Origin of the sequence: Celeribacter naphthalenivorans (assembly GCF_020524585.1) — a bacterium.
In the GTDB taxonomy this organism is placed as follows: domain Bacteria; phylum Pseudomonadota; class Alphaproteobacteria; order Rhodobacterales; family Rhodobacteraceae; genus Celeribacter; species Celeribacter naphthalenivorans.
In genome coordinates, this window is the sequence record NZ_JAIVLK010000005.1 from 135,144 (window position 1) to 148,169 (window position 13,026).

Consider the following 13,026-nt stretch of genomic DNA (forward strand, 5'->3'; position numbering starts at 1 on the left):
GAAATCATCTACGCCAGATGTCGCGGCTGTCCAGTTTTCATCCGGAATTGGGCGCGCCAGACCTTGATTTTATCTGTCAAAACAGCCCGCAGAGGACTATAACTGGGGCCTGTAACGGGGACCTGTAAGCGGCAAGATACCGCCACACCCTCAGTGAGAGACCTCAACCGGAGCCGCACCATGTCCGACACGCTGTCGCCCATCGATACCGCCAAATTCGTCGCCGCGAAAAAGGCGGTGGATTATGTCGAGGACGGCATGAAGATCGGGCTGGGCACCGGATCGACCGCCGCCTGGATGGTGCGCTGTCTGGGCGAGTTGGTGCGTGAAGAGGGGCTCAATATCGTCGGCGTTCCCACGTCGTCGCGCACGGCGGAACTGGCGCGGCAACAGGGGATCAAGGTGATCTCGCTCGATGAGGCGAAATGGCTCGATCTGACGATTGACGGCGCGGATGAATTCGACACCGAGTTGAACCTGATCAAGGGCGGCGGTGGCGCGTTGTTGCAGGAAAAGATCGTCGCGACGGCGTCCGATCAGATGATCGTCATCTCGGATGTCTCGAAACAGGTCGATATGCTGGGGGCCTTCCCGCTGCCTGTCGAGGTGATCCCCTTTGGCTGGCAGACGACGAAGGCGCTGGTCGAGGAGGCACTGGTCTCGATGGATGTGCTGGGCCATCAGTCGACATTGAGGATGAATGGCGAGGCGGCCTATGTGACCGATGAGGGCAATCATATCATCGATTTGCACCTGCAACGTATCGGCAACACGCGGCAATTGGCTTTGGTGCTCAACCAAATCCCCGGCGTGGTGGAAAACGGCCTGTTCATCGACATTTGCGACAAGGTGATCATCGGCCATGGCGACGGTCGGGTGACGACGCGGGACATCATCTCCGGTGAGGAGAGCGAGGATCACGTCGAGTTCGAAGAGAGCGAAAACATTTTCGCGGATATCGACTGAGCCCCTTATTGTAGGCCTGCCTGTTCCTGTGATTTTGCAAGGACCCCGTGCAGTCTGCGCGGGGTTTTCCTTTGCGGGCAAACCCCCTACATCTGTCTCAACTTTAGAATTGTTCAAAAGGCGGGACTGATGGATTTCGACTATGATCTCTTTGTGATCGGCGGTGGCTCTGGCGGCGTGCGCGCGGCGCGGTTGACGGCGGCGGACGGCCATAAGGTGGCGATGGCGGAGGAATTCCGCATGGGCGGCACCTGTGTCATTCGTGGCTGTGTGCCGAAGAAACTCATGGTTTTCGCCTCGCAATATTCCGGTCATGCCGAGGACGGCAAGAAATACGGTTGGGACATTCGTATCGGCCAATTCGATTGGCCGCATTTTCAGGGCAAGTTGAAAGCCGAGCTGTCGCGTCTCGAAGGCATCTACACCAAGAACGCTGGCAACGCGGGCGTCGAGATTCTGCATCAGCGCGCCACCGTCAAAGACCCGCACACGGTCGTGCTGGCCGATGGGACGGAGAAGACCGCGAAGCATATCCTGATCGCTGTCGGCGGCACGCCCTTTGTGCCGGACAACGTGCCGGGGATCGAACTGGCGATCACGTCGAATGAGATTTTCGACATTCCCGAGCTGCCAAAACGCATCCTGATCGTTGGCGGCGGCTATATCGCCTGTGAGTTCGCCTGTATTTTCAATGGCCTCGGCTCCGAGGTGACGCAATATTACCGTGGCGCGCAAATCCTGCGCGGCTTTGATGATGAGGCGCGCGGTCATATTGCGGAGTTGATCGACGAGCAGGGCATCAACCTGCATGTCGGCACCGATGTCGAGCGGTTGGAGCAGCGCGACGATGGCATTTGGGTCAAGGCCACGGACGGCCGCGAAGGCACTTTTGACGTGGTGCTTTATGCGACGGGCCGCAAGCCCGCGACGGCGGGGCTTGGTCTCGAAGAGGCGGGCGTCGAAATGGGTCGCTATGGTGAGGTCAAGGTGGATGACTATTCCCAGACCAACATCCCCTCGATCTTTGCCGTGGGCGATGTGACCGACCGCATACAATTGACGCCGGTGGCGATCCGCGAGGCGGTGGCCTTCCACGAGACGGTGTTCAAAGGCAATCCCATGAAGCCGGACCACAGCAACGTGCCCTCCGCGATCTTCACCCAGCCGGAATATGGCACGGTGGGGCTGACCGAGGAGCAGGCCCGCGAAGAGGGGCCCGTTGAGGTCTATTCCGCCGCCTTCCGCCCGATGCAGAACAGCTTTATCGAGAAAAACCACCGGGTGATGTTCAAACTGATCGTCTGCGCGGACACCCGCAAAGTGCTTGGCTGTCACATCATCGCACCGCAGGCGGGCGAGATGATCCAACTCGCGGGTGTGGCGGTGAAAATGGGCGCCACGAAAGAGGATTTCGACGCCACCGTGGCGGTGCACCCGACCATGGCCGAAGAGATTGTCCTCATGAAAGAGCCGATCCGCGTCCATAAGTGAACATTTGCCGGGATTTAAACGGGCTGCGACACCGTCGCCCCCTTGAAACCCGGCCCCAGAACGAACAGGTTACACAGGAGCCTTGGCCCGACAGGATTTTTCTGCCGGGCCAGACCCATACGAGAGAGGACTTGACCTTAATGGCCAGCAACAATGGCGGACCTTGGGGCGGCGGCGGTGGAAATCGCCCGACCGGAGGAGATGACCGTGGAAACGGGCGCGGCGGTGACAACCGCGGCAACAATGGCAATCGCCGTCCGGGCGAACAGCCGCAGATCCCCGAGATTGATGAAATGCTCAACAAGGGCAACGAATACCTGAAGGTGCTGATGGGCGGCAAAGGTGGCGGCAATGGTCGCTCCGGCGGCTCTGGTGGTGGCGAAGGTCCGCATCTGTCCAAGGGCATGATCGGCCTTACTGTGCTGGGCGCCATCGGTCTTTGGGCCTTTTCCTCTTTCTACACCGTGAAGCCCGAAGAACAGTCCGTTGAGCTGTTCCTCGGCGAGTTTTACAAAATCGGTCAACCGGGTCTGAACTTTGCGCCCTGGCCGCTGGTCAGCTACGAAAAAGTCATCGTCACTGGCGAACGTACCGAAAATGTCGGCGCCGCCGGTCAAGGCAGCACGGGCATGATGCTGACGACCGACGCCAATATCGTCGATATTGATTTCCAGGTGGTTTGGAACATCAACGACCCGGCGAAATACCTCTTTAATCTGAGCGATCCGCGTCAAACGGTGCAAGCCGTGTCCGAAGCCTCGATGCGCGAAATCATCGCGGCGTCGACTCTGGCGCCGATTCTCAACCGTGACCGGGGGCTGATCGCCGACAATGCGATGACCCTGATCCAGTCGACGCTCGACAGCTACGACAGCGGCATCACCGTGATCCGCGTCAACCTCGACAAAGCGGATCCGCCCACCGAGGTGATCGACGCTTTCCGCGATGTGCAGGCCGCCGAGCAGGAACGTGACCGTCTCGAACGACAGGCTGATGCCTACGCCAACCGCGTCCTTGCCGGCGCGCGTGGTACGGCCGCACAGATCGTGGAAGAGGCCGAGGGCTATCGCGCTCAGGTGGTCAACGCCGCCGAGGGTGAGGCCAGCCGCTTCAGCGCTGTGCTTGAGGAATATAAGAACGCACCTGATGTGACGCGCAAACGGCTCTATCTCGAAGCGATCGAAGAGGTTTACGGCGGCATGGATAAAATCATCCTGGATGATGCCGCCGGAGGCGGGCAAGGCGTTGTGCCCTATCTTCCGCTCAATGAGCTGCGCCGCAGCACCACGAATGAGGGGTCGAACTGATGAAAAAACTTCCCATTATTTTCGGCCTGATCTTTGTTGCCATCGTTCTGGTGATGTCCTCGCTCTTTATCGTGGACGAACGCCAGAAAGCACTCGTGCTGCAATTCGGTCAGATCAAATCCGTGAAGGAAGACCCGGGTCTCGCCTTCAAAATCCCGTTCATTCAGGAAGTGGTCTATTACGACGACCGTATTCTGTCGCTTGAAACCCCGGAGATCGAGGTCACGCCCTCGGATGACCGTCGCCTTTTGGTCGATGCCTTCGCGCGTTACCGCATCACGGATGTTGTGCGCTTCCGTCAGGCCGTCTCCACCGGTGGTGTGCGTCTGGCCGAAGATCGCCTCAAAGGCATTCTGAACGCCCAGCTTCGCGAAGTCTTGGGTGCGGATTCTGTCACCTCCAACACCGTGATCTCTGCCGACCGTGGCGCTCTGGCGCTTCGCATTCGTGATCAGGCCCGTGCAGAAGCGGCCTCTCTGGGTGTCGATATCGTGGATGTGCGTCTGAAACAGACCTTCCTGCCGGATCAAAACCTTGAAGCCACCTTTGCCCGGATGCGGGCCGAGCGTGAACGCGAGGCCGCCGACGAGCGGGCGCGGGGGGAAGAGGCGGCGCAACGTGTGCGGGCGCAGGCTGACCGGACCGTGGTCGAGCTTGAATCCGATGCGCGTCGTCAGGCCGAGATCACCCGCGGTGAAGCAGATGCGGCGAAGAACAAAATCTATGCCGATGCTTACGGGGCCGACCCGGAATTCTTTGAATTCTATCGCTCTCTCGACGCCTATCGCGCGGGTCTGAAAGGCTCCAATACGACGATGGTGCTGTCGCCCGACAGCGAGTTCTTCGATTATCTGAAGTCCGACGCCGGGCGCTAAGTCTCGCGTGGCAAGCCATTGAAAAGGGGCCTGTTTCGGGCCCCTTTTTCTTTTCTCTCGCTTGTCTCGTCCGGTTTATGGGGGTCTTTCCCTCGCATTAACCTTCATCGGATTAACCTGAATGCCACAGAGGGAGCCGTGAGACGGGGGCTCCACAGGGCCTTGGTCGACAGGGGGGGCTACAAGATCGCGTGAGATGACAGCGCTGCGCCCGAATTCCCCCCGAAATTGCCGCCTTTCTCCTTGTCACACCCCGCTCACATGCTGTTGACTGAACGCGACCGACATTGAGTTGTGTTGCTCAACCCCTATTTGTACCCCTGAGGACAGTCGCCCGCGCTGCACAAGAGAAGCGAGATGCTCTCTAACCGCGCATCATACGGAGGATATTAAACCTATGACACAGGCCGTGACACCGGCTCGCGCCGTCACTTTCACCCCTCAGGACACGCGCGTTGGTTTGCGCATGATGGTTCTGGCGCTGATGGGCGCCCTTGCGATCATGTTCCAAACCATCGCGGCAGAGGCGCGGGGCGCGCCGGAAACTTTTGCCGATCTGGCGGAAAAGGTCAGCCCCGCCGTGGTCAATATCACCACGACCACCGTGGTTGAGGCCTCCACCAATCAACAGCCCATCGTGCCCGAAGGCTCGCCTTTCGAGGATTTCTTCCGCGATTTCATGGACCGCAATGGTCCCGGCGGTCAGGCGCCGCGCCGGTCGCAGGCTCTGGGCTCCGGTTTCGTCATCTCTGAAGACGGCTATATCGTGACCAACAACCACGTGATCGAAGGCGCCGACGAGATCGAGATCGAGTTCTTCGAAGGCTTCACCTTGCCCGCGAAACTCGTGGGCACCGATCCGAAAACCGACATCGCCGTGTTGAAAGTCGAAAGCGACAAGCCCTTGGCTTACGTGCCTTTCGGGGACAGCGATGTCGCCCGCGTCGGCGATTGGGTGATGGCCATGGGCAACCCGCTGGGTCAGGGCTTTTCCGTCTCCGCCGGTATCGTGTCGCAACGTGGCCGGGCTCTGTCGGGGGCTTATGACGATTACATCCAGACCGACGCCGCCATCAACCGTGGCAACTCGGGCGGGCCGCTCTTTAACATGGACGGTCAGGTGATCGGCGTGAACACCGCGATCTTGTCGCCCAACGGTGGCTCCATCGGCATCGGCTTCTCGATGGCGTCGAATGTGGTGTCCAAAGTGGTCGATCAGCTCAAGGAATACGGCGAAACCCGTCGCGGTTGGTTGGGTGTCCGCATTCAACGCGTGACCGATGACGTGGCCGAGGCCATGGGGCTCGAAGAGGTCAAAGGCGCTCTGGTCACCGATGTGCCGGACGGTCCCTCGAAAGATGCAGGCATCGAGAGCGGCGACGTGATCCTGTCCTTTGACGGCAAAGATGTCGCCGACGACCGCGCCCTCGTGCGCACCGTGGGTGAGACCGAGGTCGGCAAGGCCGTGCGCGTCGTGGTGTTCCGCGATGGCAAGACCAAGACGCTGATGGTCACTTTGGGCCGTCGCGAAGAGGCCGAAAACGTGGCCTTCCCGGTCGATGGCGAAGGCATGACCCCGCAAGCGCCGGAAACGGTTCAGATGCTGGGCCTGACGCTTCAGCCTTTGGATGACATGCTGCGCGAAGAGTTGGGCGTTTCTGCCGGCACCACCGGTCTGGCCGTGGTCGAGGTGGATGAGGCTTCCGAGGCCTTCACCAAAGGTCTGCGGGCGGGCGACGTGATCACCGAAGCCGGTCAGCAAAAACTCGCAAGCCTCTCCGATCTCGAGGCCCGTGTCACCGAGGCGCAAGAGGCCGGTCGCAAAACCGTCCTGCTTCTGGTGCGCCGCGCTGGCGAGCCGCGCTTTGTGGCCTTGGGCGTTGGCGAGTAACGCCTCCCATCAAGACATGCGAAAGGCGGCTCCTCGGGGCCGCCTTTTTCGTTTGGGGCTTCTGTGTCAGGCGTCCGACAGCTGTTCTAGAACAAAATCGGCGCGGGTTTCGACATCGGTTTTGGGCAAAATGACCGGCGTGTATCCAAGCGTGCGGTAGGCCTTGAGCAAACGATGATATTCCTCTCGCGCCTCTGTCAGGCTGTGTTGCCGTTCAGCGTCCGCGCGATAAATCTCTGGCCAAGGTGGCGTCAAAAACACCTGCGTCTGAAACCGAGGTGAGGAGGTGAGAGACGTTGCGGCGGGGATCCCCGTTGCGGTCTCCAAGGCCACCGCAGCGTCGATCAAGCCGCGATCGAAAAAGACCCAGTCTGCGTGATCCCAGTCCGCGTGATCCCCCTCGATGTGTGCCTCGTCGATGTGCGCCCCGAGCGCAGCTCTGTCCTGTTCCGCCACATACATCGCGCGTCTGGCAAAGGCTTCGAGATTGACCCATGGCAAAGCCTTGCCGTCGGAACGCAACTCCTCCGCGACGATCCTGCGGCCGGGTTCCTCGACGGTGCGAAAGCCTCTTTGGGCCAATGCGGTCAAAAGTGTCGATTTCCCACCGCCGGAACATCCCGATAAAATCACATGCTGATGTGAGCCTTGGTTCTGCATGACCGCTCCTGAGATCACTCCTCGCGGGCGACTTCCTTAAGCCCCAACTGCCGCGCGGCGGCCAAGGACAGCACCTCGCTGTCCACGCTCTGTTCCACTTGAAAGGCCCGGATCGCGCGCCGGGTGGCGTGGTCCATACGGCCATGGGCCTGCCCCTGATAATAGCCACGCGCGGCCAAGGCACGCTGCACGGAGGCGATGAATTCGGGCGTCCAATCCTCGCGGCAGAGCGTTTCGAACCACAATTCCTTGCGCTCGCGGACGATCTCCTGACGGGTCTCTGTGCGATACACGGCGGGGTAGATCACAGCGCCCGAGGCGTCAATCTGCGGCGGTTGCACCAGCACCTGTTCGGTGACGGTTTCGATGATCGCGGGCGTCACATGGCGGGCGTAACAGGCATTGGGATCGGCCCCGGGAGGCGCGCCGGGGGTTTCAGCGGCGCGCAGGATTTCGGATTCGGATGTATCCATCTGGCAGGCGGCCAGAACGGCAGCGGCCAATAAGAACGCGATCGGCCCGCGTGAAGAATATCCTGACATCTGCTCGCCTGTTTGTTTTGACCCATTCGGGAAAGTTTCTCCCATGCTACCCTGATCTTATGATTTTCCAAAGGTCGAATAAGATGCAGGCGCGGGCACGGGGTTTGCCTAAAAACTGGACAGTATCCGAGGATGAGCCTGAGACAAAGGCCAGACTGATGGTCGCGACGTAATGGCCCTTTTCTCGCGTCCCCCGTCGCGATAAAGCAGGTGTCGAAAAAAACGTCCCCTTGGTCGTATAGGGCCTCTTAGGGCACGTCGGACGAGAACAGGCTTTCAGCCTCAGGCGAGAGCAGCGGAAAGGAATAAGCCCATGGTCAAAATCACCTATGTCGAATTCGGCGGCACCGAGCATGTCGTGGATGTCCCCGTGGGACGCACCGTGATGGAAGGCGCACGCGACAATGGCATTCCGGGCATCGACGCCGATTGTGGCGGGGCCTGCGCCTGTTCCACCTGCCATGTCTATGTGGCGCCTGAATGGGTCGAAAAACTCCCCGAGCGCGATGACATGGAAGAAGATATGCTCGATTTCGCCTTCGAGCCCGATCCCCAGCGCTCGCGTCTGACCTGTCAGATCAAAGTGACCGAGGCGCTCGAAGGCCTCTTGGTCAATATGCCCGAAAAGCAAATCTGATGCTGAGACTGGCCGCTTTCTTTGCCTTGGCGGCCAATCTCTTTGCTGCCCCTCATGCCGCCGCCACGATCAGCGGCGCGCATTATGCGGAGCCGACGGAGGTCTATGGCCACGGAGCCGTCGCGCAGGGAGAATATGCCCGTCTTATTGTCACGCTGGACGACGGCACCACGCGCGAGGCCTCGTTTAAGAAAAGCGTGTTCGAAGACACGGCGCCCCGGCTTCATGATTTCAACGGCGACGGCGCGCCGGAGGTGGTGACGGTCGTCAGCGGATTTGTCACCGGCGCCTGGGTGCAGGTCTGGTTTCTCGATGATCAAGACCGCCTGATCCCGGCCAAGGCCAGCGCCCCCATCGGGCAGCGCCACCGCTGGCTCGCCATTGCAGGCATTGCCGATTTCGATGGCGATGGGGTGGATGAAATCGCATACATCGACCGTCCACACCTCATGAAAGAGCTTGTGCTCCTGCCGGTCGATCTGGCGCGAGAAGGGATGTTGGTGGCCTCGGCGCGGCTTTCTGGTCTGACCAACCATCATCTCGGCGCGGCGGAGATTGAAGGCGGCGTGCGCGGGTGTCCTGATGAGGCACCTGTGATCCTCACAGCGGATGCAGATTGGACAGAAATTGTCGAGACGCGCTGGCAAGCCGGGGAATTGGTGTCAACGCCCGTTGGGCCTTATGAAGACCCTGCGTCTTTCGCGCCGTTCCTGACCTGTCCGTAAAAGGGGCGCTGCCCCTCTGGCCTTCTAGGCCATTCACCCTGGGATACTTGGAGACAAAAGAAGCACGCGCCCTCATCCGATCAGAGGCCTTGGCGTATCCCTCTGTCCCTTGAGATGTCTCATGAGGACAGAGGGCTTCTTCCGTCACGGTCATCGGCGTCCCCGCCTGTACCGTGCTTACAGCATGGCGCGTTAAGGTTAATTGCTGGTGAATGGCGCTTCTTTTGTCTGGAAATATCCCGGGGGCGTGGGGGCTGGCCCCCACAAATAGAGCGTGCGGGGGCTGGTCCCCGCAGAAGCTGTGAATGGGGACTGGCCCCACATGTGCGCTGCCGCAAGAGAAACAAGCAAATGAAAAAAAGGCAAAAGAAAAGGCGCGCCGTTCGAGCGCGCCTCTATTCTGTCGCGACCGCCGCAATCGGGCTTTTACACCGAAGTTTCGAACCGTGAGGGGTTTAAACCAGATGGCCATTCGAGCCGTTGGTGCCTTTCGCAACGTGGTTATGCCACAGGTAAGGTTAACACGGGCTTAACCGACCCATCGAAAAACTGAGAATGAACTCGAAAGGTTGACTGCCATCGCAACCAAAATTGTGGTCAGTTGGAGATCATGGTCGCGAAGGACTGTCGCAGCCAAGCTCGCACAGTCCAATGTCGTGAGGTAGAAAACGAGCAGCGCACACAGCCAGCAGGCACCATATAGCCAAATCTCTATACGGCTTGGCGGCTTTTGTAGACGGGCGATTCTGAGGATCAAAGGAAGCGCAAATATGATCAGCGCGAAAACCATCGCGTCATCATCACCGCCCGAACTCATGAGGTCGCGGCAATAAAAAAGGGGCCCCTCACCGCCCACCTTGCTTCCCGAGACAAATCCGCTTCCATCGATGGGCCAAAGCAACGCATTGACACTGATGACGGCTAGGCTGACCACGTAGATGAGCGAGGCTGGGCGCGCTAAGGACATCCTATTTCAGCGCACGCCAGCCAATGTCGGACCGGTTGAAGCCCTCGGGCCAATCAATCTGATCGATCATCGCATAGGCGCGGTCGCGCGCGTCTTGCAGGCTGTCGCCCCGTGCCGTCACGTTCAGAACCCGCCCGCCGGTCGCGACAATCTGGCCGTCTTTCTCGGCCGTGCCCGCGTGGAACACCATGTTCATGCTGTCCTCGGGAAGCGCGTCCAAGCCCTTGATCACAGTGCCTTTCTCATAGCCGCCGGGATAGCCCGTCGCCGCCATCACAACCGTCATCGCATGATCGTCGGCCCAGTTCACCTTGGCCTCATCAAGCGTGCCTTCGGCAGCCGCGAGCATCAGATCCAAAGCCTGCGCGCCCAGACGCATCATCAGCACCTGACATTCCGGGTCGCCAAAGCGGCAGTTGTATTCGACAAGGCGCGGCTGGCCGTCTTTGATCATGAAGCCTGCATAGAGCACGCCCTGATAGGGCATGCCGCGTTTCGCCATCTCCTTGACGGTCGGTTTGACGATCTCGTCCATGGCCTTTTGAATGACGCTGTCGGTCATCACAGGCGCGGGGGAATAGGCCCCCATGCCGCCGGTGTTCAGCCCCGTATCGCCATCACCAACGCGCTTGTGATCCTGCGCCGTGCCGATGGGCAGAACGTTCTCGCCGTCGCAGAGAATAAACCAAGAGGCCTCTTCGCCCTCCATGAATTCCTCGATCACGACCTCAGCACCCGCCGCGCCAAATTCGCCGCCGAACATGTCGTCGATCGCGTCCAGAGCGGTCGCCTCGTCCATCGCCACGATCACGCCTTTGCCAGCCGCCAGACCGTCGGCCTTAACCACGATGGGGGCGCCTTGAGTGCGGATATAGGCCTTGGCTTTCTCCGCATCATCAAAGCGCGCGTACCCTGCGGTCGGTGCACCCGAGGCGTCACAAATCTCTTTGGTGAAGCCTTTCGAGGCCTCCAATTGCGCGGCCAGTTTCGAGGGCCCAAAGGTCAACACACCGGCTGCGCGCAGATCGTCCGCGACACCGGCGGCCAAGGGCGCTTCCGGGCCGATCACGACGAAATCAATCGCGTTTTCCTCGACAAAAGACACCACAGCCGGGCCGTCGTTGATATCAAAAGACGCGCATTCCGCGATCTTCGCGATGCCTGCATTGCCCGGCGCCACGATCAGCTTGTCACATTTCGGGTTTTGCATCACCGCCCAGGCCAACGCATGTTCGCGCCCGCCGCTGCCGAGGATCAGAATGTTCATCAACGCTCTCCGCTTCACCTTTGCTTGCGCGCGTTCTAAGGTCCCCGAGAGTTTGACACAAGCACGAGCAGCCCCCGGAGGCCAAACATGTCCGATCTTTTCGAGGACGAAAGCCCCAAAACCTCTAACGCACCGGAATTTTCCGTCTCGGAGCTGTCCGGCGCGGTGAAGGCGATGATCGAGGGCGAATTCGGCTATGTGCGGGTGCGCGCCGAGGTGGGCCGCGTGTCGCGACCGCGTTCAGGGCATTTGTATTTCGATCTCAAAGACGAAAAAGCGGTGATCAATGCGGTGAGTTGGAAGGGCCAGGTCGCGCGGATGGAGGTGCAGCCCGAAGAGGGGATGGAGGTCATCGCCACGGGCCGGATGACGACTTTCCCCGGCGGTTCGCGCTATCAGATCATCGTCGACAATGTCGAACCGGCGGGCGCGGGCGCGCTCATGGCGATGCTGGAAAAACGCAAAAAAGCGCTGGCCGCCGAAGGGCTGTTCGACGCCTCGCGTAAAAAGCCGCTTCCGTGGTTGCCGGAGGTGATCGGCGTGGTGACCTCGCCCTCGGGCGCGGTGATCCGCGATATTCTGCACCGGCTGAGCGACCGATTCCCGCGTCATGTGTTGATCTGGCCGGTGGCGGTTCAGGGACAGAAATCAGCCGCAGAAGTTGCGGCGGGCATTCGCGGGTTTAATGCCTTGCCCGAAGGCGGCGCGATCCCACGGCCTGACCTTATTATCGTGGCGCGGGGCGGGGGCTCGGTCGAGGACCTTTGGGGTTTTAACGAAGAAATCGTGGTGCGCGCCGCGGCGGATTCCGTGATCCCGCTGATCTCTGCCGTCGGACACGAGACCGACACGACGCTGATCGATTTCGCCTCCGACAAACGCGCGCCGACACCGACCGCCGCCGCAGAGCTGGCCGTGCCGGTGCGGCGCGAATTGTGGGTCACCATTCAGGAATTGCGCGCGCGGATGGAGCGGGCTTTGAACGGCGGTGTCGAGCTGCGCCGTCAGCGGTTGCGCGATCTGAGCCGGGCATTACCGCAGAAAGACCGCCTGCTCGATGGGCCGCGTCAGCGTGTCGATCAGATCGACCTGCGTCTGACGCAGGCCCTGATCAACGGCGTGCGCAACCGGAGGCTGGCGCTGTCCGAGGCGGCGACCGTGCTGCGGCCCTCGATGCTGCAAGGGCGGATGGCGGCCCAAAAGGACCGATTGTCCACTTTGTCCCTGCGGCTTGCGCCCGCTTTGGCGCGCGGCGCGGGACAACATCGGCGTGATCTTGATCGCTTGGCGGCACGGCTGTCGCCCGCGACGGTGTCGCGCACGACGGCTCAGGCACGTCGCGATCTGACGCAGCTCACCGACCGGTTCGAACGCGCCGCTCAAGGCCAGACTCATCGCTGGCGCGCAGCCTTGGATCAGCGCGCGGGGATGTTGTCGGCTTTGTCTTATCAAGAGACGTTGAAGCGCGGCTATGCCGTGGTGCGCGATGTCGAGGGTGGGGTTATCACCTCGTCGAAGGACGCGGCCCGGATGCATGAGGTGCAATTTGCCGATGGGCGTGTGCGGATCGGTGGGAGCGTGGTCTCGAAGCCAACCAAGCCCTCCGCGAAACCTGCCGCCACGCCCAAAGCCAAGAAAGAGCCGGGGTCAGGTGGCGGGCCTGCTCAGGGCAGTTTGTTCTAAGGTCTGGCGCCGTGC

The 13,026-nt window shown here is 60.6% G+C and carries 11 protein-coding genes; 8 read left to right on the top strand and 3 right to left on the bottom strand.

Translation table 11 applies throughout. The features are described from left to right. The first annotated feature begins 180 nt into the window (after positions 1–180). The 5 genes from rpiA (at position 181) to LC094_RS12200 (ending at position 6,530) form a co-directional block, all read left to right on the top strand. Positions 181–966, top strand: coding sequence for a ribose-5-phosphate isomerase RpiA (rpiA, locus tag LC094_RS12180; RefSeq protein WP_226553070.1), 786 nt, complete (start codon positions 181–183; stop codon positions 964–966). A gap of 129 nt (positions 967–1,095) precedes the next feature. Next, entirely contained in the window at positions 1,096–2,457 is a 1,362-nt protein-coding gene (gor, locus tag LC094_RS12185) for a glutathione-disulfide reductase (RefSeq protein ID WP_226553071.1), read from the top strand. 140 nt (positions 2,458–2,597) lie between these two features. Continuing rightward, the gene (gene hflK, locus LC094_RS12190) at positions 2,598–3,764 is read left to right on the top strand and encodes an FtsH protease activity modulator HflK (protein ID WP_226553072.1); all 1,167 of its coding nucleotides are present in this window, start codon (positions 2,598–2,600) and stop codon (positions 3,762–3,764) included. Next, positions 3,764–4,639, top strand: coding sequence for a protease modulator HflC (gene hflC, locus LC094_RS12195; RefSeq protein ID WP_226553073.1), 876 nt, complete (start codon positions 3,764–3,766; stop codon positions 4,637–4,639). Before hflK ends, hflC begins: the two co-directional genes overlap by 1 nt. Before the next feature lie 466 nt (positions 4,640–5,105). Next, positions 5,106–6,530 carry a Do family serine endopeptidase gene (locus tag LC094_RS12200; protein ID WP_226553300.1) on the top strand — a complete coding sequence of 475 codons (1,425 nt, stop codon included), beginning with the start codon at positions 5,106–5,108 and terminating at the stop codon, positions 6,528–6,530. A gap of 66 nt (positions 6,531–6,596) precedes the next feature. Here LC094_RS12200 and LC094_RS12205 read toward each other — a convergent pair whose 3' ends face one another. Further along, a complete protein-coding gene (locus tag LC094_RS12205) occupies positions 6,597–7,190 on the bottom strand; it encodes an AAA family ATPase (protein ID WP_226553074.1) in 594 nt (197 codons plus the stop codon). A 14-nt stretch (positions 7,191–7,204) separates the two neighbouring features. After that, positions 7,205–7,732 (bottom strand): peptidoglycan-binding domain-containing protein, encoded by a 528-nt coding sequence (locus tag LC094_RS12210; protein WP_226553075.1) that lies wholly within the window; start codon positions 7,730–7,732, stop codon positions 7,205–7,207. A 313-nt stretch (positions 7,733–8,045) separates the two neighbouring features. On the opposite strand from LC094_RS12210, the gene LC094_RS12215 reads away from it, so the two are divergent. Both LC094_RS12215 and LC094_RS12220 read left to right on the top strand, forming a co-directional pair. Beyond that, complete coding sequence (locus LC094_RS12215) at positions 8,046–8,369, top strand: 2Fe-2S iron-sulfur cluster-binding protein (RefSeq protein WP_226553076.1); 324 nt, start codon at positions 8,046–8,048, stop codon at positions 8,367–8,369. Next, the gene (locus LC094_RS12220) at positions 8,369–9,094 is read left to right on the top strand and encodes an FG-GAP repeat domain-containing protein (protein ID WP_226553077.1); all 726 of its coding nucleotides are present in this window, start codon (positions 8,369–8,371) and stop codon (positions 9,092–9,094) included. Before LC094_RS12215 ends, LC094_RS12220 begins: the two co-directional genes overlap by 1 nt. Positions 9,095–10,062: 968 nt before the next feature. Here the strand turns inward: LC094_RS12220 and purD are convergent. After that, positions 10,063–11,328, bottom strand: a complete 1,266-nt coding sequence (gene purD, locus LC094_RS12225; protein WP_226553078.1) for a phosphoribosylamine--glycine ligase — start codon at positions 11,326–11,328, stop codon at positions 10,063–10,065. A gap of 87 nt (positions 11,329–11,415) precedes the next feature. On the opposite strand from purD, the gene xseA reads away from it, so the two are divergent. Further along, positions 11,416–13,011 (top strand): exodeoxyribonuclease VII large subunit, encoded by a 1,596-nt coding sequence (gene xseA, locus LC094_RS12230; protein WP_226553079.1) that lies wholly within the window; start codon positions 11,416–11,418, stop codon positions 13,009–13,011. Positions 13,012–13,026: the final 15 nt, after the last annotated feature.

Excerpts from the sequence above, each read along its gene's own strand:
- rpiA (WP_226553070.1), top strand. The coding sequence starts at position 181 with ATGTCCGACACGCTGTCGCCCATCGATACCGCCAAATTCGTCGCCGCG.
- gor (WP_226553071.1), top strand. The coding sequence starts at position 1,096 with ATGGATTTCGACTATGATCTCTTTGTGATCGGCGGTGGCTCTGGCGGC.
- hflK (WP_226553072.1), top strand. The coding sequence starts at position 2,598 with ATGGCCAGCAACAATGGCGGACCTTGGGGCGGCGGCGGTGGAAATCGC.
- hflC (WP_226553073.1), top strand. The coding sequence starts at position 3,764 with ATGAAAAAACTTCCCATTATTTTCGGCCTGATCTTTGTTGCCATCGTT.
- LC094_RS12200 (WP_226553300.1), top strand. The coding sequence starts at position 5,106 with ATGATGGTTCTGGCGCTGATGGGCGCCCTTGCGATCATGTTCCAAACC.
- LC094_RS12205 (WP_226553074.1), bottom strand. The coding sequence starts at position 7,190 with ATGCAGAACCAAGGCTCACATCAGCATGTGATTTTATCGGGATGTTCC.
- LC094_RS12210 (WP_226553075.1), bottom strand. The coding sequence starts at position 7,732 with ATGTCAGGATATTCTTCACGCGGGCCGATCGCGTTCTTATTGGCCGCT.
- LC094_RS12215 (WP_226553076.1), top strand. The coding sequence starts at position 8,046 with ATGGTCAAAATCACCTATGTCGAATTCGGCGGCACCGAGCATGTCGTG.
- LC094_RS12220 (WP_226553077.1), top strand. The coding sequence starts at position 8,369 with ATGCTGAGACTGGCCGCTTTCTTTGCCTTGGCGGCCAATCTCTTTGCT.
- purD (WP_226553078.1), bottom strand. The coding sequence starts at position 11,328 with ATGAACATTCTGATCCTCGGCAGCGGCGGGCGCGAACATGCGTTGGCC.
- xseA (WP_226553079.1), top strand. The coding sequence starts at position 11,416 with ATGTCCGATCTTTTCGAGGACGAAAGCCCCAAAACCTCTAACGCACCG.